This is a genomic window from Nocardia sp. NPDC051570, assembly GCF_044454005.1.
Classification (GTDB): Bacteria; Actinomycetota; Actinomycetes; order Mycobacteriales; family Mycobacteriaceae; genus Nocardia.
In genome coordinates this window covers 302063-324355 of record NZ_JBITDI010000001.1, presented here as the reverse complement: position 1 = coordinate 324355, position 22293 = coordinate 302063, and the positions used below count along the sequence as shown (strand labels likewise).

Below are 22293 nucleotides of genomic sequence, written 5' to 3'. Positions count from 1 at the left end.
GATGGCTCGTAAACCCCTGATCGCCGGCAACTGGAAGATGAACCTCAACCACCTCGAGGCCATCGCCCTGGTGCAGAAGATCGCCTTCGCATTGCCGGACAAGTACTTCGACAAGGTCGACGTCACCGTGCTCCCGCCGTTCACCGACCTGCGCAGCGTGCAGACGCTGGTGGAGGGCGACCGGCTGCTGATCACCTATGGCGCACAGGATGTTTCGGTGCATGACGCGGGTGCCTACACCGGCGAGATCAGCGCGGCGATGCTGGCCAAGCAGGGTTGCACCTTCGTCGTGGTGGGTCATTCGGAGCGGCGGCAGTACCACACCGAGGACGACGCGATCGTGCTGGCCAAGACCAAGCAGGTGCTGAAGTACGGGATGACCCCGATCGTCTGCATCGGCGAGGGCCTCAACATCCGCGAGGCGCAGACGCACGTCGCCTACAACCTCGAGCAGCTGCGCGGTTCGCTGAAAGGCCTGACGGCCGAGGAGATTTCGAAGGTCGTCATCGCCTACGAGCCGGTCTGGGCCATCGGCACCGGCCGGGTCGCCACCCCCTCCGACGCACAGGAGGTGTGTGGCGCGATCCGCACCGAACTGGCCGAACTGGCCAACGCGGAGGTCGCCTCGACCGTCCGGGTGCTCTACGGCGGTTCGGTCAACGCCAAGAACGTCGGCGAACTGGTCAACCAGACCGATATCGACGGTGCCCTGGTCGGCGGCGCCTCCCTCAAGGGAGACGAATTCGCCACCCTCTCGGCCATCGCCGCGGGCGGTCCGCTGCCCTGATCGGCCCGAGTATGAACACGGCCCGGGTATCGCGCACCGCGATACCCGGGCCGTTCTCGTTCAGGGAATTCTCGCGACCGCGCCCAGCATCGAGACCGCCTCGGGCCGCGGATGCGCGCGCCAGCCCTCGGGGCGCCAGGTCATGATCGAACCGATGCCCGGCGGCTCGAGTTCGAGGCCGTCGAAGAACGGGGCGAATTCGGCGGTGGACCGTAGTCGGAACGGAATACCGCTGCGCTTGTTGGCCGCCTCGTTCTCGGCGATGTCCTCCGGGGTGAGGTGGTCGTTGGTGGCGTGGGTCATCACCAGATAGCTGCCCGAGGGCAACGCCCGGCACAGCTCGCGCACCAACTCCCGGGGGCGCTCCTCGTCGACGATGAAATGCATGACCGCCACCAGCATCAACGCCACCGGCCGGGTGAGGTCCAGGGTGGCGAGCAGGTCCGGATGGGTGAGGATGCGTTCTGGCTCGCGCACATCGGCCTCGATGTAGGCGGTCTTGCCCTGGGGCGAGCTGTTGAGCAGGGTGCGGGCGTGGACCGCCACGATCGGATCGTTGTCGACGTAGACGATGCGCGAATCCGGCGCGATGTCCTGCGCGATCTCGTGCACGTTGCCCGCGGTCGGCAGGCCCGCGCCGATGTCGAGGTACTGCCGGATGCCGGCCTCGGCGGCCAGGAAGGTCACCGCACGCCGGAGGAAGGCACGATTCTCCAGTGCGGCGAACTGCACGCTCGGGAACGCCTCCGTCACCAATTCGGCCGATTTACGATCGGCCTCGAAGTTGTCCTTACCGCCCAGCCAGTAGTCGTACCGGCGGGCCGGATGCGGTTTCGACACGTCGATTCCGGGTGGTGCCCATTCGGAGTCCACTGACGCCCTCTTTCCTCTCGTTTCCTCTCGACTACTGTGATCTTGTCAGCCCGAATTCGCGAATCGGGTAGCGACACCGCCGCGCTCATGGAAGGCTCGGTCAATGCAATTGCGGTACAGCCCTTACGATTTCGACGTCCACGCCGACCCGTACCCGTACTACGCCCTGCTGCGCGAGCAGGCGCCGGTGTTCCGGAACGAGGCCGATGACTTCTGGGCGTTGTCGCGGCACGCCGACGTATTGGCGGCGGTCCGGGATTCCGATCGCTTCTCCAGCGCGAACGGGCTGCGGATGGAACCGGCGTTCTGGGGTCCACAGGCTGAGCGGTTCTTCTCGTTCGTGGCCATGGACCCACCCAAGCACACCCGGCTGCGCGGGTTGGTGACCCGGGCGTTCACCCAGCGGCGGGTGCAGTCGCTGGAGCCGCGGGTGCGGGAGATCGCGCGCGGACTGCTGGGGCCGCTGCTCGAGCGCGGCTCGTTCGATCTGATGAGTGAGTTCGCGGGACCGTTTCCGACACATGTGATCTCCGAACTGGTGGGCGTTCCCGAGGCCGACCGCGACATGATTCTGAAGCTCGGCATGGAGATCATGTACACCGATGAGGAGTCTACCGATCTCCGCCCCGAGGCGGTGCAGGCCATCGGCGCGCTCGTCGGCTACTACACCGAGTTGACCATCGAGCGGAGTACACAGCGCCGCGACGATCTGCTGTCCGGATTGCTGGACGCGGCGGACGGCGAGGATCGGTTGACGCCGGAGGAGATCGTCGGCGTGCTGATCCTGCTGATCGGCGCCGGTATCGAGACCACGATGCTGTCCCTGGGCAATCTCTGGTACGCGGGCTGGGAGCATCCGGACCAGCGCCGGCAGGGATTCGACGGCCGCCTCGACGCCTTCATCGCCGAAAGCATGCGCTACGACCCGGCGACCCAGTCGAATCTGCGCACCACCACCGAGGAGATCGAACTGCACGGCGTCCGTATCCCCGCGGGCGCCCGAATGTTGCTGATCTCCGGTTCGGCCAACCGTGACCCGGCGGTCTTCGAGAACCCCGACACCTTCGACCTGAACCGCGATACCAGCGCCTCCCTGGTGTTCGGCAGCGGCCGCCACCACTGCCTCGGCTCGAATCTCGGCCTACTGGAACTGCGCGTGGCCCTACAGGAGATCGCCGCCCACGTCGCCGACTACGACATCGACCCGGCCGGACTGAAACGAATTCACGCCTCCAACAACCGAGGCTTCGCCACCCTGCCCACCACGATCACCTCTCGCTGAACCGCCACCCAATTCGCTTCCACCAATTCGTGATCCCCACTGACCGAGACGATTCGACCTACCCCATCGGCAGCGCCGAATCGTCATCGCGTCGGTCCCAGCGAGTCCTCGCCCCCGGGCGATCGGCCCTCCCCGGGGCAAGGCGACCAATTTCCATTACCCGGCGAATTGTCCTGTCCCCATTGGTCCGAGCGAGTCGACCTTACTGTTGTCATCACAGGTCGGTTGTCTCATTGCGCTGGTGAGTCGGTCTCCCGTCGGCCTTAGCTGATGCCTTTTCATTGATCTCTGCAAGTGGGTCGTCCCGCCCTTCCTGATGAGTGGGTCGTCCCGCCCTTCCCGATGAGTGGGCCGTTCCGCCCTACCGAACGAGTAGGCCCTCCTGCTCTACCCGACGAGTCGACCCTCCTGTCGGACTCTGTCAGTCGGCTTTGCTGTTCGTCCTAGCGAGTCGGCCTTCTCAGCAGTCCCGGCAGGTTGGTCTTCCCCTTGGTCTCGGCGAAGCGATCGCCCCTTCGGCCCGGCGTGGTCTTGGCCGGGACCTCTCGATCCCGGCCAATGCACCCGACGGCGAAACTCGGTCTGCCCCTAGAACCGAACGTCGGTTCGCTCGTCGTGCCGGGCAGTGGGCACGCCCGCCAACTTCTCTGCCGCCGCCTCGATCGTCTGCTCGTCCAGCAGTACCGCGGCGGTCGCCGGGCCCAGTGGTACGAAGCTGTCGACGCTGGTGACGCGGGCGATCGGGCCGGTGAATCCGCCGTCGAGCAGGGCCGCGCAGACCGATTCGGAAACGCCTCCGCTGCGGCGGGTTTCGTCGGCGATCAGGACGCGGCCGGTGGCTCGGGCCTGGTCGAGCAGGTCGTCGAGGGGGAGCGGACTCAGCCAGCGCAGGTCCAGCACGCGGGCCGCGATGCCGCGTTCGGCCAGTCGGCGGGCCGCGCGCAGGCTCATGCGGACGCCGTTGGCGAAGGTGACGATCGTGAGGTCGGTGCCGTCGCCGTAGATCCGGGCACGGCCGATATCGACGGGATCGGCGGAGGCGGGCGCGAGCCAGCCGTCGTCGCCGGATTCGTACAGATCGCGGGTGTGATACAGGGCGATCGGCTCCAGATAGACGCATACTCGCCCGTCGATGCGGGCCGCCGAGACACAGATGCGCAGCATGGCCGCGGCGTCGTCGGCGCGGGCGGGCGAGGCGACCACCACACCGGGGATATCGCGCAGCGCGGCGATGGAATCGTCGTTGTGGAAATGGCCGCCGAAGCCCTTCTGATAGGCGTATCCGGCGATCCGCACGACCATCGGATTGCGATAACGCCCGGCCGAGAAGAACTGCAGCGTCGCGGCCTCGCCCCGAATCTGATCCAGCGCATTGTGCACATAGGCCAGGTATTGAATCTCGGGAATCGGCACGAATCCGGCCAGCCCCGCACCCAATGCGGTCCCGAGCACGCTCTGCTCGTCGAGCAAGGTATCGAACACCCGGCGCCGACCGAAGGTCTTCTGCAGTCCCTTGGTCACCCCGTACACCCCGCCCTTGCGCCCGACGTCCTCACCGAACACCAGAAGGTCGCCATCGCGTTCCAGCAACGCGGCCAGCGTGTGATTGACCGACTGCGCCAAGGTCATCGCGCCTCGACCCGGTGAATCCGCCTGTCGGGCCGAACCATTCGCGGTCGAGGATCCGCCGCCGCCGGAAGCCGCGGCAGTCCGTCCCGACACGTCGGAACTCTCCTCGGCCGCAGCGGAATTCGAACGGGCACCCATATCCTGAATGCCTGCGGCGGACCCACCGACAGGTGCGGCCGAACTCCCTGCCGCCGCCACCGAGCCCCCGGCGCGGACGACGCGCTCGCCGAAACTGTTGCGGCCCTCCTTAATCGAGGTCTCCTGCGGCGAGCCCGGCCGACCTGCTGCGCTGAATTCGTTGTCATCGGCCGGAATTGGGTCGTCAGTGGCTGCGGTCGGTTCGACGCTGCGTGTGCGCTCGTGTACCGAGCCGGACCGACCGGCCGCGCCGAAGCTGTTGTCATCGGCCGGAGTCGGGCCCTCAGTGGCCGCGATCGGTTCGACGCGCCGAGTGCGCTCGTATGCCGAGCCCGACCGACCGGCCGCGCCGAAGCCACTGTCACCGGCCGAAACCGGGCCGTCAATGGCGGCCAACGGTTCGACGCGCAGCGCGTCCTCGCGCACCGCGCGCGGATGGGCCGGGGCGAGGGTGGCGATGACCTCGGCGGTGGTGGTGAGCTTGGGCTCGTCGGATACCCGGGCCGCGGTCTCGGTGACCTGGGCGGCGATCGAGTCGTAGCGTTGGAGGATCTGTTCGGCCGTGGCGACCCCGGCGGTGACCAGCAGCCGCGCTGTCGCGGCGACCGGATCGCGGGTCAGCTCCGCGGTGATATCGGTCGAACGGCGATAGGCCGATTCGACATCGGAACCCGCGTGGCCGAGCAGTCGGACCGTGCGCAGGCGCAGGAAGGCGGGGCGGCGATTCTCCCGTACCCAGCGCGCCGCCTCGGCCGAAACCGCCAGCGCCTCCAGTGGATCCGCACCATCGGCCGTGAAGTACCGCAGTCCGGGCCGTGATCCGTAGGCCTGCTCGATCCAATCCCCGGGCGTGGGCACGCTGATACCGATGCCGTTGTCCTCGCAGACGAACAGCACCGGCATCGGAACCTGTTGATACGCGGTATGAATCGCGGCGTTGATCGCGCCCGCGGCGGTGGAGTGATTGGCCGAGGCATCGCCGAATGTGCACAGCACCACCGCATCCGAGGGCCATTCGCCGCGCAGACCCAGGCGCGTGGCCCGATCCAGCGCGAAGCCCAGCCCGACCGCGCGCGGCAGATGTGAGGCGATGGTCGAGGTCTGCGGAATCACCGACGCCGGATGGGAGCCGAAAACCTTGTGCCGCCCACCGGAGATCGGATCCGCCGCCGCGGCGACCACGCCGAGCAGCACATCGCGGATCGGATCCAGTCCGGGCACCTGGCGGCAGCGGTGCACGAAGAACGCGCCCGAACGATAGTGCAGCAGCGCGGGATCGGTGGCGCGCAGGGCCGCGGCCAGCACCACATTGCCCTCATGACCGGACGAGCCGATGCTGTAGTACCCGCGTCCGGCCGCGGTGAGCCGGCGCGCGGCCAAGTCGAGATGGCGGCTGGCGGCCTGCGCGTCGAACAGCTCGAGGCAGGTCACACCCGTATACGGGCTGCCCGTCCGGACGGGTTCGGTCGCGGCGCGGCGGGGTCCCGCGGACGCCGCCCGTACCGCCTCACGAAACCGTCGATCCAGTTCTGCTTCTCGTTCGTTGATCACATCTCCAATAATGTTGTGTCGCAGCGCCGCGTGGGCCGAAACTTTTACTGTCGTGACGAATCAGGCTCCGGCCCGCAGGACGAGGCCGGTGTTGGTGCCGTCGTTGTGCAGGGTGAGGGTGTCGGCATCGATCGTGGCGCGGGTCTTACCGTCGAGTGCCTGCAGCACCTGCCGCTCGATCTCCATCACCTCGGGCTGACACGCCATCCGCGTGGTGGCGACGCGGAAGGTGATCTCCTGGCCGCCCGGCGCGATATCGGCCGTCCCGGTCATCCGGTTGCAGCCCGCGCTGCCGCTGATCTGCCCGTCGGCGCCGAGGGTGAGGGTGGGCTTGGACTGTTCCAGCGCCTGCGAGGTCGTCTGCCCGTTGGGGAGCAGCAGTGCCGTGACGGTCCACGCCGTGCCGGTCAGCGGTCGATCGGGTTGGGCCACCTTCTTGTCCAGCAGGGTGACCGTGATGCCGTTGCCCGTCAGCGTGAGCGTGCTGCCGTCCAGCTTCCAGGTCGGCGCGGACTGCAGCAGTTCGGTCTGCCAGCCGTCGGCCCCGCCGCGCTTGCCCGGGCAGCCCATCATCGTCGTGGCCAGCCCCGAGATGCGCAGCACGGTGCCGTCGAAGAAGACGGGCCCGCTGCCGGTATTGCATCCGGCCTGCGCCGAGACCCGCCCGTCGGCGAAGGTGAGCACGAGCGGACCGCCGCCCGGAATCGGTGTCCCGACGACCATGGTGGAGATGAAGGTATGACCCATCGGCGTCGGCCCGCCGGAGCTCCCATGCCCCGACGAACATCCGATCGCCAAGCCCGCGATCGCCACAACCGGCATCCAGCGCAGCACAATGGCCGACATGCTGCGATCCTAGCGGCGATCGGGCGGACGAGCCGTCGGTCGTGCCCCGGCAGTTCGTGTCCGCGAGGCGGCTCTCGGTATGGGAGAGCAGTGGCGATCGGGCGGACGAGCCGTCGGTCGTGCCGCGGCAGTTCGTGACGGCGAGGCCGCTCTCGATGTGGGAAGTAGCCGCGTCGGCGGGCGGGCCGATGGTCGTGCTCCGGCGGTTCGTGGCGGCAGATCATCGTGCTCGATGACGAGCCCCGGCGTGGGGCATGTGAATCGCTGGGTGGTCGCTGCTGCGGAAGGTCGTGGTGACGGTGCTCATGCCTCGAATCGGTGGACTCGCGTCCCGGACTCACCGGCGTGGCCTGGCTAGGCTTCGGATATGACCGCACCTCCGGCCGCGCCCGTCTCGACATGGGCGCCCTTGGCGTCGAAGGTCTTTCGGGCGCTGTGGATCGCGCAGCTGGTGTCGAATCTCGGGACCTGGATGCAGACGGTCGGCGCGCAGTGGCTGCTCGTCGACGCGCCGAATGCCGCCACTCTGGTCTCGCTCGTGCAAACCGCCACGACGTTGCCGGTGATGCTGCTGTCCATTCCGTCGGGGGTGCTCGCCGATCTCATGGACCGGCGACGGCTGCTGATCGGCGCACAGTCGGCGATGGCGGTGTGTGCGGCCGTGCTCGCGGTGGTGACGGCCGCCGAGCACATCACCCCGGGCTTGCTGCTGACGCTGCTGTTCCTGCTCGGCGTCGGGCAGGCGCTGACCGCGCCCGCGTGGCAGGCCATCCAGCCGGAGTTGGTGCCGCGCAACCAGATTCCCGCCGCGGCGGCACTCGGCAGTATGAGCAACAACGTCGGCCGCGCGGTCGGTCCGGCGATCGCGGGCGCGCTGGTGTCGCTGGTCGGGCCGACGCTGGTGTTCGCGGTGAACGCCGTATCGTTCATCGGCGTCGTCGTGGTGCTGATCGGGTGGCGACGGCCGACAAGTGATCAGGATCTCCCGGCCGAGCGCCCGATCGCGGCCCTGCAGACCGGTTTGCGCTACATCCGCGCCTCACCCGCCGTCCGGCGGGTGCTGGCCCGGTCGATCCTGTTCATCGCCCCGGCCAGCGCGCTGTGGGCCCTGCTGCCGGTGACCGCCCATGATCGGCTGGGCCTGTCGTCCTCCGGTTACGGCCTGCTGCTGGGCGCACTGGGTGTCGGTGCGGTCATCGCGGCGACACAACTCGCCCGGATGCGGCGGATGCTGAGCCCGACCCGGCTGCTGGCCCTGGCGGCGGTGGCGTTCGGGATCGCGACGGTCGTCGCGGCCGGCGTGCCCTTCACCGCAATCGTGTTGGTGTCGTTGGTATTCGGCGGTTTCGCCTGGGTCACCGCGCTGTCCACCATGAATTCGATCATGCAGTTGCTGCTGCCCGCCTGGGTGCGGGCCCGCGGGCTGTCGGTGTATCAGCTGGTGTTCATGGGTGGCCAAGCGATCGGTTCGCTGGTGTGGGGCGTGGTGGCCGGAGCGTTCGGGGCGACCGTCGCGCTGCTCGCCGCCGCCGTCCTGCTGGGGCTGTGCGCGGTCAGCACGCTGTGGCTGCCGATCCGGGCCGTATCGCTGGACACCACACCCGCCGTGTACTGGCCCGAACCGCTGCTCGACTTCGAACCGGATCCGGAGGACGGACCGGTTCTGGTGCTGGTGACCTACCACGTACCCGAGGAGGCGGTCGTGGAATTCTCCGCCGCGATGGCCCCGGTGGGCCGATCACGCCAGCGCACGGGCGCGATGGAGTGGCGGCTGTATCGCGATGTAGGGGTGGCCGACCGCTACATCGAGGCATTCGTGGTGCGGTCCTGGGAGGAGCATATGCGCCAGCATCAACTGCGGCTGACCGCCCAGGATCGGCTGGTCGAGCAGCGGATCGACAAGTACATCCTCGGCGAGCCCCAGACCCTGCATCTGGTGGCCGTACAACCCGTTCAACCGGTGCGAACGTGGCGACGCGGCTGATCCGCCGTGGCTGATGCGGGACTTGCGGGCGGCATTGCATAAACTGTCGGGCATGCGCCTGTTCCTGGATATCCTCCTGATCATCACCAGCGTGCTGCTGGTGCTGCTGGTCCTGTTGCACCGGGCCAAGGGTGGAGGCCTGTCCAGCCTGTTCGGCGGTGGCGTGCAGGCCAGCCTGTCGGGTTCCACCGTCGTGGAGAAGAACCTCGACCGCATCACGATCTTCCTCGGATTGATCTGGGTCATCTCGATTCTCGGCATCGGCTTCGAGATCAAGTTCGCGTCCTGATCAGTAGCGCCGCACCCGTCGCCGCCGCCAAGACGACGGCGGCGATGGCGAACGCCGCGGTGTAGCTCGTGCCCAGGACGGGCGTCACCACCAGCGGTCCCAATACCTGACCCAACCCGTATACCGCGGTGAGAGTAGCCGCGGCACCGGCGCCCGCCAGATCGTCACCGATCTCGATCGCCAGCATCGTGATGCCCATGAAGGTGGCGCCGAACAGCGCCGCCGAGATCAGCGACGGGACGGTGCTGGGGGACAGCGCGGGCAGCAGCGCGGCGAAGAACTGCAGCGCGAGCGCGATCGCGATGGCGCGCACGGGAGTTCGCCGCCGGGCCACCACTCCCCACAGCACGGTCGCCGGTGCGGCGGCCACGCCCACGATCACCCACAGCGTCGTGCCGAGCGTCGCATGCCGGGCGGCGGCCACCAGGAAGGTGCCGATCACGATGTAGCCCAGGCCCTCCAGGAAGTAGGTGAGCAGCAGCGCGCGCCACGGCCACACCGATCGGGTGGCGTCCGCGCGGGCGCGGGTGCCGGGCACGATCTCGAGGCGTAGCGCCGGGAGTAGCAGCACCGCGGTGAGTGCGGCCGCGCCCAGCCACAGCGCCTGCCAGGACACCAGCGGACCGAACACCAGGGCCAGCGCGCCGGTCGCCGCGATGCCGCAGCCGACACCCGCGAAGGTGATCCCGGCCGCCCGGCGGCGATTCTCGTGTCGCGCCGCGATACTCGCGCAGCCGATGAACACCACCGCGCTGGCCACGCCGGCGATCAGACGCAATACCGCGGGCACGACCGTCGGCGCGGGCCAGGCCATCAGCGCCTCGCTGAGCACCAGTGCGCCCGCGGCGACGCGAAAGGCGATGCGGCCGTTCCATTCCGGGTGACGTGCCAGGGCGATCGCGCCGATCAGATATCCGGCGTAGTTGGCCGCCGCGATGATCGCGCCCGCCTGCGCGCCGATCCGACCGGCGCCGATCATCACCGGTAGCAGCGGGGTGTAGGCGAATCGGCCGATGCCCATGGCCGCGGCCAGTCCGGCCGAGGCGCGTACCGCGGGCGCGAGGGTGTGTTGTCGAGGGAGCGTAATCGTCACGCCATTCGACGCTAGAGCGCGCGATCGGCCCTGTGAAATGCTTTCTGGGCACCGTGTATACGCTGAACGCATGGATCTGGAGTTGCGGCATCTGCGGGCCTATCTGGCGGTGGCCGAGGAGCGCAACTACACCCGCGCCGCGCAGCGGCTGCATATGACCCAGCCGTCGCTGACCCGCACGATTCAGCAGCTGGAACGCATCGTGGACTGCCGGTTGATCGAGCGCACCTCGCGCCGATTCGCCCTGACCGACGAGGGCGAACAGTTCCTGACCACCGCCGGGCGCATCGTCGCCGATCTCGATGCCGCGATCGCCGATCTGCAGCTGCGGTCGGCGGTCTCCATCGGCTTCTCCTGGCTGCTGCCCGATATCTGGTTCGCCGCCGCCCGCACTCGATTCGAGACCTTGGGCGGCCATGTGGAGATCCATCGCATCGACGATCCGATCGCCGCCCTGCTGTCCGGAGGTATCGATATCGCGTTGCTCCGCAAGGATATTCGGCTCCCCGCGCAGCTGGCGACCCGGGCGATCGCGGTGGAGCGGCGGGTGCTGGCGGTCTCGGCCCGGTCACCGCTCGCGCACGCCCGGCAGCTGCGGTGGGACGATGCTGCTCGATATCCTTTGGTGGTCAACACTATTACCGGTACTACCGATGAAACCTCCTGGACCGCACCGCATCCCGACCGAACCATCGTCACCTGCACCAACTTCGACGAATGGATCGAGCTGATCGCCGCGGATCGGGGGATCGGCGCGGTGCCCGAACTGGCACGTACCCGTGCGCCGCATCCGGGCGTGGTCTACCTGGACATTCCCGATGCGCCGCCCTCACATGTCCGCCTGGTCTGGCGCGCCACGCCTGCCCCGGCGCGTTCGGTACAGCGGTTCCTCGACGTGGCCTGAGGGCTCACTCCTCGTCGGGAACGGCGAAGAACCGGAATGCCATTCGACGTGCCTCCGGCGGTGCGTCCTCGCGCTGATAGCTGTGGCGCTCGACCAGATCCAGGTAGTCGTTCATGAACGCCTGCAGTTGTTCGTGGGTCATATAGGTGCCGTAGCGCGAGAGCTGGGCCCAGCCCGCCGGGCCGGTCCATTCCTTGGTGGCGCGCAGGTAGAACTGGATATCCGCGGCGATCTTGAGCTGGGCCCAGTGCTCGACCGCCGCGCGCTCCGCGGGTTGCATGGTCGCCGGATCGGGGACGTTGTGGTTGAACGGCAGTATCCGCCACCATCTTTCGCGCCCCCGCGACTTCTCGGCAATCTCCTCGATGAGCCGCGAGTCGGCCAGTTTGCGCAAGTGGTAGCTGGTGGTTCCGGTGCTCTCGCCGAGGAATTCGGCCAGTGTCGTGGAGTTGGCCTGCGGGTGTGTGCCCAGATACTGCAGGATCCGGCTGCGCAGCGGATGCGCGAGGGTTCGATACAGGGCCGTGCGTTCGGCGCTGGTCATATCTCCGACGTCGCGTTTCGACATGGCCACACCATAGCAAACGATCCTTTGCAGAAAGTTGTTTGCAGAGAAGTCTTTGCAATCGTACGGTGGTCACATGCGAACGAACGACGCGCGGATCGGGATCTTCCTCGGCGCCGCGGCCGTGGCCCTGATCCCGTGGACGGTGGTGCTGGCCGACACGCTGCCGGACGAGATCCGGGTGCGCAATTGGGCTTTGGCCTGGATCGGGCTGGATCTACTGCTCACGCTCGGGTGCATCGGCACGGCTGTGCTGCTGCACCATGGCGACGAGCGGTACCGCGTGACCGCCGCCGCGACGGCGGCCGCGGCTCTGCTGGACTGCTGGTTCGACCTCACCACGGCGTCGCCGGGCACGCAGTTCACCCAGGCCGTGGCAGCCGCGGTGGGGGAGTTGTCGCTCGCGGGCGTCTGTTGTCATGTGGCACTGCGATCGCGGGCCGGAACAGATTGAGATGTGGCGCGGCGGGTGGGTGGGTATCCGGTGCGGCTGTGGCCCGGTGCGCGGACCGCCTACGTTCAGGCTCGCCTGATCGGTTCCGCGCGCGGGATGCGGCCATCGATATCGGTGAATCCATAGTCGTCGGCGAGTTCTGCTACCCGCCAAGGCTTTCCGGTTCGGGAGCGACGGTTCGGGTCGGTGGCGAGGGCGACGATCGCGCGGCCGGGAAAACGAGGGGTCTCGGCCGCGTTCAGATCGAAGGTGCCCTCGCCGGGGAGGGTGATCAGGCGGCGGCCGTCGGTATCGGGTGGGACCAGTTGCAGCAGTTCGGTATTCACGATGCCGGGCCAGAGCGAGACGACCGTGACCGCGGTGTCGGCGAGGTCGTGGGCGGTATCGGCGGTCAGGCGGTCGACGGCGGATTTGGCGACGCCGTAGACCGTGTTGTGGGTGTAGTGCTCGGCGCCGGGGGATGAGATGTTCACGATCAGCCCGCCCGTCTCGATCAGCAGTCCGGCGGCGAAATGGCTTGCCACATAATGGGATCGGACGCCGATATCGAAGCTCTCGTCCCACGCCTTCGGCGGCACCTCCCAGAACGGGCGGCCCAGCCAGCGGGCCGAGGCCGGGGAGTTGTAGACGTTGTTGACCAGGACGTCGAGGCGGCCGTGGTCGGTACGGATCGTGGTGAACAGCGCCTCGACGGCCGCGTCGTCGCGGTGGTCGCAGACGTACGGAATGCCGATGCCGCCGAGTTCGCCGATGCGCGTGGCGGTTTCGGCGACCGTGCCGGGCAGGCGGCCCGGCGTCTCGGTGCGACCCGTCACATACACCGTCGCGCCCGCGGCGCCCAACTCCAGCGCGATGCCCTTGCCGATGCCGCGGCTGGCGCCGGTGACCACCGCGACCCGGTCGGTGAGTATTCCGTTCACGACTCCGGGACACTACCGTGAAATGAGAACACGTTCTAGTACTTGGGAGGCGGAGTGGAGCCGACACATCGGTTCGTGACGACCGGCGAGGTTCGGATGCATATCGCCGAACAGGGGCGGGGGTATCCGGTGGTGTTCTGTCACGGGTTCCCGCACGGCTGGTTCGTCTGGCATCGGCAGCTCGCGGCGCTGGCGGCGGCGGGATACCGGGCCATCGCGCCGGATCTGCGCGGATACGGGCGGACCGAGGCGCCCGAGGGTATCGAGGCGCATACCAATCGCGCGGTGATCGGCGATCTGCTCGCCCTGCTCGACGATATCGGTGCGGCGCGGGCGGTGTTCGTGGGCCTGGATTTCGGTGCGCAACTGGTGTGGGAGCTGGCGCTGCGCGCGCCCGAACGGGTGGCGGCGATCTTCGTACTGAACAACCCCTACGCCCCTCGCCCGCCGAAGTCGCCGTCGGCATTCTGGACGAAGGCGGCCCAGCGGCATTTCCTGCACCTGTCGTACTTCCAGACTCCCGGCGTGGCCGATGTCGAACTGGCCGCTCGCCCGAGGGAATTCCTCGCCCGCGTCTTCTACTCCCTCAGCGGCGACTACCACTACCTCGACACCTGGAAGAACCCACCCGGCCTCGGCTACCTCGACGTCCTGCCCCCGGCCCCCGCATTCCCCTGGCCCTGGCTCGACGAGGGCGAATTGACCACGCTGACAACCGAATTCGACCGCACCGGCTTCACGGGCCCCCTGACCTGGTACCGCGCCCTGGACCGCAACTGGGAACTGACCGCCGACCTGCCCACCACCATCGAGGTCCCCACCCACTTCCTCTACGGCGAAAACGACCCGGACATGGAGGGTTTCAGCGGCCGCGACCCCTTGGCCACCATGCGCGCCCACGTCCCCGACCTCCGCGCCGTCGAAAAGATCCCTGCCGCAGGCCATCTGGTGCAATTGGAGCGCACCGCCGCGGTGAATGCCTTCCTCACCCATCACCTGTCGGCGCTCGACCTACCCACACCAACCGAGGTCTGACCTGTCCCTGCCCCGGCGCTGGCGCGCCGGGGCAGGGAACGAGGGAGGCTGCCGCCGGGGAACGAGGGAGGCTGCCGCCGGGGAACGAGGGAGGCTGCCGCCGGGGAACGAGGGAGGCTGCTGCCAGGGAACGAGGGAGGCTGCCGCCGGGGAACGAAGGAGGCTGCTGCCGGGGAACCAAGGGGACTTGCCGCTGGGGAACCAAAGGGACTGCCGCTGGGGAACCAAAGGGACTGCCGCGAGAACCAGAGGGACTGCCGCGAGAGACTGGGGATACTGCCGCCAGGGAATCAGGGGAGGCTGCTGTTAGGGGCCGGGATACTGCTGCTCGGAATCGGAGGGTGCTGCGAGTGGCGGATCAGGGGACCCAGGTGAGCAGGTCCTCGACCGGGAGGCGGCCGACGGGGATCGCGGTGGGGGAGTGCTGGTTCTCGTTGTCGGTGTAGCCGAGGGCGATGGCGTGGCGGGGGAGCCAGGTGGGTGGGAGGGCGAGGAGTTCGGCAGCGGTGTGGACGTTGTCGTCGGGGTGGAAGGTGGTGATGCAGGTGCCCAGGCCGCGGTCCTGGGCGGCCAGGCAGACCGATTGGGCGATGCGGCCCAGGTCGAATTCGGTGTCGGCGAAGCCGTTGTCCTCCGATACGAGGACGAGCACGAGGGGGGCGCGGCCGAGCAGCATGGCGTAGTCGCCGAGGCGGGACAGTCCGGCGCGCAGGCGGGGGTCGGTGACCGCGACGAAACGCCATGGTTGCCGGTTGCGGGCGGAACCGGTCCACCGGGCGACGTTGATAACCTCTTCGATGGTTATCCGGGGCACGGGATTGGGCAGGAAGTGTCTTACCGACCGCAGTGCGGTTATCGCCTCGTCCACCGGGCCGACGCTACCGGTTGCCGCCGGATTACTCATATCGAATGAGCTACTCGCTCTGTTCCCACGCCGCCACCGGCAGCGACAGATACACCCCGAAGCTCGTCAGCCCGACGGCCTTCTCGATATCCCGATGCAACCGCTCCACCCGCTCGTGGCGGTCGTCGGCGCGGCTGGGGAAGTACTTCGAGCGCACCTCGATGGTGATATCGAGCCCGCCGTGGTCGAACGGCCCGCGCTCCCGGAACCGGATCTCGGCGTCCCCCGGTTTCAGATCCCAGTCGTAGGGCTCCTCGGGGCACTCCACCGCGACCGACACCAGATGCGGAAGTTGCTGAGACAGCTCGCGCAATGTGGTTTCGGAGACGGACGGCGCGTAGCTCACCTCGATGATCGGCACGCCGCCCAGTCTATCGATGACCTCAGCGCGGCAGATCCGCCGCGGCGCCCTGGTCCAGCAGCCAGGTCGTGGATTCGCCGCCGATGGCTCCGGCCGCGGGGATGTCCAGCGGCGAGGCGCCCGCGACGGCCGCCGCGACGGCCGCGGCCTTGGCCTCGCCGCCCACGATCAGCACGACGTGGCGGGCCCGGCGTACGGCGGGCAGGGTCAGGGTGACCCGGACCGGCGGCGGCTTGGGCGAATTCGTCACGGCGACAACGAGTTCATGCTCCTTGCGGACCGCGTCGGTATGCGGGAACAGCGAATTGACGTGACCCTCGCCACCCATGCCGAGCAGATGCAGATCGAAGGAGCCGTACTCGGCCAGATAGGCGTGCACCGCGGCCGAATACTCGGCGGCCGCCTCGATCGGATCCGGGTATTCACCGTCGGAGGCGGAGACCGGATGCACCCGGGCCGGATCCGTGCCCACATGATCCAGCAGCGCCTCGCGCGCCTGCAGCTCGTTGCGTTCGCCGTCGTCGGACGGCACGAAACGCTCATCGCCCCAGAAGATGTCGACCCGCGACCAGTCGATCTCGTTGGGCAGCTTGCCCACCTGCTCCAACGTGGCGATGCCGGTGCCGCCACCGGTCAGCACCACCGACGCCGAGCCACGCTCGCGCTGGGCGGCGGTCACGATCCTGATGAACCGGGTGGCCGCCGCCATGGCCAAACTGGCGGTGTCCGCGTGGATTTCGATGTCAGGCTTACTCATACACAACCCTTTCGATCCCTGTGAGCGCCTCGGCGTACACCTCATCGGCGTCGAGGCGCCGCAACTCCTCCGCCAAGCAGTCCTTGGTTTCCCTGCGCGCCAGGGCGAAACGCTGATCCGGCTCACCCGTGCGCGACAGGGTCGCGGTGCGTCCGGTCTGCGGGCGCGAGATCACGATCGAGACCGTCGGCCGGTGCAGCTCCACCTTCAGCTCGCCCGTGCGCCGGTGCACCGGGCAATTCAACCGCGCCGCAAGCCATCCCGCGAGCACATCCAGCGCGGGCTCCTCGTACAGGCCCGAGATCGTCACCGATTCCACGGGCTCATAGGGCGGTTCGTCCAGGGCGGCGGCCAGCAGTGCGCGCCAATAGGTGATCCGGCTCCACGCGAGATCGGTATTGCCCGGCGCGTAGGAGCCGCCGCGCTTCTTGATCGCGTCCTGCGGATCGGCGGCGAAGGTGGCATCGGTGATGCGGCGAATCGCCAAGCGCCCCACCGAATCCTGCGCCGGATGCTCCGGCGCCCCGCGCGGCCACCACGCCACCACCGGCGTATCGGGCAGCAGGAACGGAATCACCACGCTGCTCTCGTGATTGACCAGATCGCCCTGTAGCCGCAGCACGATCACCTCGGCCGCGCCGGCATCGCCGCCGACTCTTATCTGAGCGTCCAGCTTGGCCTCGGCCGAGCGGTCACCCCGCGCGAGAACTATCACGCGACAAGGATGTTCGCGGCTGGCGTCGTTGGCGGCGTCGATGGCGTCCTCGGCCTCGGAGGAGTCCAGCGTGCATACCACCAGGGTCAGCACCCGGCCCATGGCGATGACGCCGTTACTCTCGCGCAGCTGCACCAGCCGCTTGGCGACATCCTGGGTATTGGTGTCGGGCATGTCGACTATCACGGCCGCCGCCATTCGCGCCCGGTCCGGGCGAGCATCTCGTCGGCCGAACTCGGACCCCAGGTCCCGGACTCGTACGGCTCGGGTTTACCGTCCGAGGCCCAATGCTCGAGCACGGAATCGAGGATGCGCCACGACAATTCGACCTCCTCGTTGACCGGGAACAGCGACGGCACCCCGAGCAGCACATCGAGGATGAGCCGCTCATAGGCCTCGGGCGAGGATTCGGTGAACGATTCGCCGTAGCTGAAGTCCATATTCACATCGCGCACCTCCATACCGGATCCGGGCACCTTGGACCCGAATCGCAGGGTGATGCCCTCATCCGGCTGCACGCGGATGACCAGCGCGTTCTGCCCGAGCTCCTCGGTCATGGTCTGATCGAACGGCAGATGCGGGGCCCGCTTGAACATGACCGCGATCTCGGTGACCCTGCGGCCCAGCCGTTTTCCGGTGCGCAGATAGAACGGCACGCCCGCCCAGCGCCGGGTGTCGACGTTGAGCGTGATCGCCGCATAGGTCTCGGTGCGCGAATTCGGATCGAAGCCCTCCTCCTGCGCCAGCCCGACCACATGCTCGCTGCCCTGCCAGCCCTCCGAGTACTGTCCGCGCGCGGTCGTCTCGTCCAGCGGCTCGACCAGTTTCGCGGCCGAGAGCACCTTGATCTTCTCGATCTGCAGCTGCCGCGGCTGGAAGCTGACCGGATCCTCCATCGCCGTCAGCGCGAGCAGCTGCAGTAGATGGTTCTGGATCACGTCGCGGGCGGCGCCTATACCGTCGTAATAGCCTGCGCGCCCGCCCAATCCGATGTCCTCGGCCATCGTGATCTGGACGTGGTCGACGTAGTTGGAGTTCCAGATCGGTTCGAACAGCTCGTTGGCGAACCGCAGCGCCAACAGGTTCTGCACCGTCTCCTTGCCGAGGTAGTGGTCGATGCGGAAGACCGTCTCCTCCGGGAAGACCTGATTGACCAGGGCATTGAGCTCCTTGGCGCTTTTCAGGTCGTGCCCGAACGGCTTCTCGATCACCACGCGCCGCCACGGCTTGGGCCGCCCGGGCCCCGGATCCGGCGCTTCGGCCAGTCCGGTGCGGGACAGCTGCTTGAGCACCTGTGGGAAGGCGTTCGGCGGAATCGACAGGTAGAAGGCGTGATTGCCGCCGGTGCCGCGGACCTGGTCGAGGCGCTCGAGCGTCTCGGCCAGGGTGGTGAAGGCCGCATCGTCCTCGAACGAGCCCTGAACGAAGCGAATACCCTCCGAGAGCTGATCCCAGACCTCTTGCCGGAACGGCGTGCGCGAATGCTGTTTCACCGACTCGAGGACCACCTTCGCGAAGTCCTCGTCGGCATAGTCCCGGCGCGCGAACCCGACCAGGGCGAATCCGGGCGGTAACAGCCCGCGGTTCGCCAGGTCGTAGATGGCCGGCATCAGTTTCTTGCGTGACAGGTCACCGGTGACACCGAAGATCACCATGCTGCACGGACCCGCGATCCGGGGAAGCCGCTTATCCCGCTCTTCGCGGAGCGGATTCGCCGGTGCGGCCGTTGTTTCTGCGCCGGCCATCGGTTCAGTTGCTCCCGGCGCTGTCGAGTTCGGCGGAAGTCGCGGACAGCAGTTCGTCCCATGACTTTTCGAACTTCTCCACGCCCTCGCGCTCGAGCACCGCGAAGACGTCGGGGATATCGATGCCGACCGCGGTCAGCCGGTCGAAGATCGCCTGGGCCGCGGCGGCCTTGCCGGAGGCCGCGTCGCCGCGCAGCTCACCGTGATCGGCGAACGCCTCGAGGGTCTTCTCCGGCAGCGTGTTCACCGTATTCGGGGCGACCAGTTCGGTGATGTACATCGTGTCGGAGTAGTCCGGGTTCTTCACACCGGTCGACGCCCACAGCGGCCGCTGCCGGTTACCGCCCGAGGAGGCCAGCTGCTCGAAGGTCGAGGTATGCGCGCCGCCGACGAAGATGTCCTCGTATGCCGCATAGGCCAAGTGCGCGTTGGCGATTCCCGCCTTGCCGCGCAGCTCGAGGGCCTCGGGAGTGCCGATCTTCGTGAGCCGGCTGTCGATCTCGGTATCCACGCGGGAGACGAAGAACGAGGCGACGGAATGGATCCGGGCCAGGTCGTGGCCCGCGATCCGGGCGTTGCGCAGGCCGTCCAGATAGGCGCCCATGACGCTGCGGTAGCGCTCCACGGAGAAGATCAGCGTGACATTCACGCTGATGCCCTCGGCGAGCACGCGCGTGATCGCAGGCAGACCCTCCTCGGTGGCGGGGATCTTGATGAACAGATTGGGGCGGTCGACGATCTTCCACAGTTCGATCGCCTGCGCGACGGTCTTCTCGGCGTCGAAGGCGTAGCGCGGATCGACCTCGATGGAGACCCGGCCGTCGACGCCGCCGGAGCGCTCGAACGCCTCGGCCAGCACATCGCACGCCGCGCGCACATCGTCGGTGGTGATGGTGCGGATCGCGGCGTCGACGTCGGCGCCGCGCGCGGCCAGCTCCTTGATCTGATCGTCGTAGGCGTGCCCCTTGCTCAGGGCGCCCTGGAAGATCGTCGGGTTGGTGGTCACGCCGACCACGCTGCGGGTGGCGATGAGTTCGGCGAGGTTGCCGGACCGGATGCGGTCCCGCGACAGATCGTCGAGCCACACCGACACTCCCGCCGCGGACAGTGCTGCGAGATTCTCGTTCTGGGCCATGTCGCTGTTTATCCCTTCACCTTGTCGAGTGAACGCTGGGCGGCCTCGACCACGGCGTCGGCGGTGATGCCGAACTCGCGGAACAGGGTCTTGTAGTCGGCCGAGGCACCGAAGTGCTCGATCGACACGATCTCACCCGCGTCTCCGACAAACCGATGCCACGGCATCGCTATTCCGGCTTCGACGGTGACTCGGGCGCGGACCGAGGGCGGGAGCACCTCGTCGCGGTAGGTCTGGTCCTGTGCGTCGAACCATTCCACGCACGGCATCGAGACCACGCGGGTGCCGACGCCCTGCGCCTCCAGCGTAGTGCGGGCCTCGACGGCGAGCTGCAACTCCGAACCGGTGGCGATCAGAATCACCTGCGGTGTGCCCGTGGACGATTCGGCCAGGACGTAACCGCCCTTGCGAACGCCGTCGTAGCTGGTGCCCTCGTAGATCGGCAGATCCTGACGGGTCAGCGCGAGCGCCGACGGGCCGTCGATATGCGGACCCTGTGCCGGGGTGAAATGCGAATGCCGTTCGCTGCTCTCGAGATCCAGCACGGCGCGCCAGGCGTACACGGTCTCGTTGGCATCGCCCGGGCGGACCACGTTCAGGCCCGGGATCGCGCGCAGTGCGGCCAGATGTTCGATCGGCTGATGGGTCGGGCCGTCCTCGCCGAGACCGATCGAGTCGTGGGTCCACACGTAGATCGCGGGCACGCGCATCAGCGCGGCCAGGCGCACCGCCGGGCGCATGTAATCGGAGAACACCAGGAAGGTGCCGCCGTATGGGCGGGTGGGGCCGTGCAGCGCGATGCCGTTGAGGATCGCGCCCATGGCGTGTTCGCGGACGCCGAAGTGCAGGGTGCGGCCGTACGGGTCGGCCTTCCACATGCCGGTGGAGATCGACTGCGGGCCGAAGCTCGGCTGATCGGGCATCGTGGTGTTGTTGGATTCGGCGAGATCGGCCGAGCCGCCCCACAATTCGGGCAGAATCGGCGCGAGCGCGGCGAGGGTCTTCCCCGAGGCCTTGCGGGTGGCCATGCCCTTGGGGTCCGGCTCGAACGACGGCAGGCTCTCGGCCCAGCCCGCGGGCAGCTTACGGGCCTGCAGGCGGTCGAACAGGGTCTTGTTGTCCGGATTGGCCTGGGCCCACGCGTCGAACCGGTCCTGCCAGGCGGCGCGGGCGGTCTTGGCGCGGTCGGCGGCGTTGGTGCGGGTGTGCGCGATGACGGCGTCGGCGACCTCGAAGGTCTGCTCGGGATCGAAGCCGAGGACCTTCTTGACCGCGGCCACCTCGTCGGCGCCCAGCGCGGCGCCGTGCGCGGCGCCGGTGTTCATCTTCTTCGGCGCGGGATAGCCGATGATGGTGCGCAGCAGGATGAACGACGGCTTATCGGTCACGGCCTTCGCCGCGTCGACGGCCTTCTCGATCGCGACGATATCCTCGCCGCCCTCGACGACCTGCACATGCCAGCCGTAGGCGCGGTAGCGCGCGGCGGTGTCCTCGGTGAGGGCGATGGTGGTGTCGTCCTCGATGGAGATGCGGTTGTCGTCGTAGAAGACGATCAGATTGCCCAGCTGCTGGGTGCCCGCGAGCGAGGACGCCTCGGAGGTGATGCCCTCCTCGATATCGCCGTCGGAGGCGATGACGTAGACGAAGTGATCGAATGCGCTCTGGCCCTGCGGAGTCCGCGGATCGAACAGCCCGCGCTCACGCCGCGCGGCCATCGCCATGCCGACCGAGGACGCCAGGCCCTGGCCCAGCGGGCCGGTGGTGATCTCCACGCCCGCGGTGTGCCGGTACTCCGGGTGGCCCGGGGTCAGCGAACCCCACTTGCGCAGGTGCTTCAGGTCGTCGAGCTCGAGGCCCGTACCCGACAGGTACAGCTGGATGTACTGGGTGAGGCTGGAGTGGCCCGCCGACAGGACGAATCGGTCGCGGCCGACCCATTCGGGATCGCTCGGGTCGTAGCGCAGCACGCGCTGATAGAGCGTGTAGGCCAGCGGGGCCAGGCTCATCGCGGTACCCGGGTGGCCGTTGCCCGCGGTCTGTACCGCGTCGGCGGCGAGGATGCGGACCGTGTCGACGGCCCGCGTGTCCAAATCGGTCCAGTCGTCCGGGTGATTCGGCTGGGTGAGGGCGCGGATGTCGTCTGTCACTGACACGACCGGTTTTCTCCTGACCTTCAATTGTCGCGGCGGCTTTAGCTTTACCCACCACCCTAGAGGTCGGCGCAATCCCGCGATGCGGGAACCCGCCCGCTCTCGGGCCGGAACGGGCGCTTCGTTACGGTGGATGATTGCTGCGCCGGACGCGCACCATGCCTGCGGCACGGGCG

At 68.0% G+C, this 22293-nt stretch carries 20 protein-coding genes; 7 read left to right on the top strand and 13 right to left on the bottom strand.

The genetic code is table 11. From position 1 onward, the window contains the following. Position 1 precedes the first annotated feature (1 nt). Positions 2-787, top strand: a complete 786-nt coding sequence (gene tpiA / locus ACIA76_RS01495; RefSeq protein ID WP_397147161.1) for a triose-phosphate isomerase — start codon at positions 2-4, stop codon at positions 785-787. A gap of 60 nt (positions 788-847) precedes the next feature. On the opposite strand, the gene ACIA76_RS01490 is transcribed toward tpiA, so the two are convergent. Next, the gene (locus ACIA76_RS01490; RefSeq protein ID WP_397147159.1) at positions 848-1660 is read right to left on the bottom strand and encodes an SAM-dependent methyltransferase; all 813 of its coding nucleotides are present in this window, start codon (positions 1658-1660) and stop codon (positions 848-850) included. 103 nt (positions 1661-1763) lie between these two features. Between ACIA76_RS01490 and ACIA76_RS01485 the strand changes: the two genes are divergently transcribed. Then, complete coding sequence (locus tag ACIA76_RS01485; protein WP_397147157.1) at positions 1764-2942, top strand: cytochrome P450; 1179 nt, start codon at positions 1764-1766, stop codon at positions 2940-2942. A gap of 588 nt (positions 2943-3530) precedes the next feature. Here ACIA76_RS01485 and ACIA76_RS01480 read toward each other — a convergent pair. Continuing rightward, the gene (locus ACIA76_RS01480) at positions 3531-6260 is read right to left on the bottom strand and encodes a thiamine pyrophosphate-dependent enzyme (protein ID WP_397147155.1); all 2730 of its coding nucleotides are present in this window, start codon (positions 6258-6260) and stop codon (positions 3531-3533) included. Positions 6261-6320: 60 nt separating this feature from the next. Then, the gene (locus ACIA76_RS01475) at positions 6321-7106 is read right to left on the bottom strand and encodes an META domain-containing protein (RefSeq protein ID WP_397147153.1); all 786 of its coding nucleotides are present in this window, start codon (positions 7104-7106) and stop codon (positions 6321-6323) included. Between the two features lie 367 nt (positions 7107-7473). Between ACIA76_RS01475 and ACIA76_RS01470 the strand changes: the two genes are divergently transcribed. Together ACIA76_RS01470 and secG are read left to right on the top strand one after the other, a co-directional pair. Further along, a complete protein-coding gene (locus tag ACIA76_RS01470; RefSeq protein ID WP_397147151.1) occupies positions 7474-9090 on the top strand; it encodes an MFS transporter in 1617 nt (538 codons plus the stop codon). Between the two features lie 52 nt (positions 9091-9142). After that, positions 9143-9379: a preprotein translocase subunit SecG gene (secG, locus tag ACIA76_RS01465; RefSeq protein WP_397147149.1), complete on the top strand. Its 237-nt coding sequence runs from the start codon at positions 9143-9145 to the stop codon at positions 9377-9379. Here the strand turns inward: secG and ACIA76_RS01460 are convergent. Continuing rightward, on the bottom strand, positions 9363-10472 hold the full coding sequence (locus ACIA76_RS01460) for a YbfB/YjiJ family MFS transporter (RefSeq protein ID WP_397147147.1): 1110 nt from the start codon (positions 10470-10472) through the stop codon (positions 9363-9365). The two genes, secG and ACIA76_RS01460, sit on opposite strands and share 17 nt — an antisense overlap. 70 nt (positions 10473-10542) lie before the next feature. On the opposite strand from ACIA76_RS01460, the gene ACIA76_RS01455 reads away from it, so the two are divergent. Further along, on the top strand, positions 10543-11376 hold the full coding sequence (locus tag ACIA76_RS01455) for a LysR family transcriptional regulator (RefSeq protein ID WP_397147145.1): 834 nt from the start codon (positions 10543-10545) through the stop codon (positions 11374-11376). A gap of 4 nt (positions 11377-11380) precedes the next feature. Here the strand turns inward: ACIA76_RS01455 and ACIA76_RS01450 are convergent, their stop codons facing one another. Then, complete coding sequence (locus tag ACIA76_RS01450) at positions 11381-11944, bottom strand: ArsR/SmtB family transcription factor (protein WP_397147143.1); 564 nt, start codon at positions 11942-11944, stop codon at positions 11381-11383. 73 nt (positions 11945-12017) lie between these two features. Here ACIA76_RS01450 and ACIA76_RS01445 point away from each other — a divergent pair, with 73 nt between their 5' ends. Then, positions 12018-12395, top strand: a complete 378-nt coding sequence (locus ACIA76_RS01445) for a hypothetical protein (RefSeq protein WP_397147141.1) — start codon at positions 12018-12020, stop codon at positions 12393-12395. A gap of 65 nt (positions 12396-12460) precedes the next feature. Here the strand turns inward: ACIA76_RS01445 and ACIA76_RS01440 are convergent, their stop codons facing one another. Next, the gene (locus tag ACIA76_RS01440) at positions 12461-13315 is read right to left on the bottom strand and encodes an SDR family NAD(P)-dependent oxidoreductase (RefSeq protein ID WP_397147139.1); all 855 of its coding nucleotides are present in this window, start codon (positions 13313-13315) and stop codon (positions 12461-12463) included. 96 nt (positions 13316-13411) lie between these two features. Here ACIA76_RS01440 and ACIA76_RS01435 point away from each other — a divergent pair, with 96 nt between their 5' ends. After that, positions 13412-14350 carry an alpha/beta fold hydrolase gene (locus tag ACIA76_RS01435; protein WP_397147942.1) on the top strand — a complete coding sequence of 313 codons (939 nt, stop codon included), beginning with the start codon at positions 13412-13414 and terminating at the stop codon, positions 14348-14350. Positions 14351-14708: 358 nt separating this feature from the next. Here the strand turns inward: ACIA76_RS01435 and ACIA76_RS01430 are convergent, their stop codons facing one another. The 7 genes from ACIA76_RS01430 to tkt are packed head-to-tail and all read right to left on the bottom strand — an operon-like array spanning position 14709 to position 22120. Continuing rightward, positions 14709-15218, bottom strand: a complete 510-nt coding sequence (locus ACIA76_RS01430; RefSeq protein ID WP_397147137.1) for a nitroreductase family protein — start codon at positions 15216-15218, stop codon at positions 14709-14711. Between the two features lie 46 nt (positions 15219-15264). Continuing rightward, entirely contained in the window at positions 15265-15615 is a 351-nt protein-coding gene (locus tag ACIA76_RS01425; protein ID WP_397147135.1) for a hypothetical protein, read from the bottom strand. Between the two features lie 22 nt (positions 15616-15637). Further along, a complete protein-coding gene (gene pgl / locus ACIA76_RS01420; RefSeq protein ID WP_397147133.1) occupies positions 15638-16372 on the bottom strand; it encodes a 6-phosphogluconolactonase in 735 nt (244 codons plus the stop codon). Beyond that, positions 16365-17273: a glucose-6-phosphate dehydrogenase assembly protein OpcA gene (opcA, locus tag ACIA76_RS01415; RefSeq protein WP_397147131.1), complete on the bottom strand. Its 909-nt coding sequence runs from the start codon at positions 17271-17273 to the stop codon at positions 16365-16367. Before opcA ends, pgl begins: the two co-directional genes overlap by 8 nt. Continuing rightward, positions 17270-18832: a glucose-6-phosphate dehydrogenase gene (zwf, locus tag ACIA76_RS01410; RefSeq protein ID WP_397147129.1), complete on the bottom strand. Its 1563-nt coding sequence runs from the start codon at positions 18830-18832 to the stop codon at positions 17270-17272. Before zwf ends, opcA begins: the two co-directional genes overlap by 4 nt. Before the next feature lie 4 nt (positions 18833-18836). Continuing rightward, entirely contained in the window at positions 18837-19967 is a 1131-nt protein-coding gene (gene tal, locus ACIA76_RS01405) for a transaldolase (RefSeq protein WP_397147127.1), read from the bottom strand. Positions 19968-19975: 8 nt separating this feature from the next. Beyond that, positions 19976-22120 (bottom strand): transketolase, encoded by a 2145-nt coding sequence (gene tkt, locus ACIA76_RS01400; RefSeq protein WP_397147125.1) that lies wholly within the window; start codon positions 22118-22120, stop codon positions 19976-19978. Positions 22121-22293 lie beyond the last annotated feature (173 nt).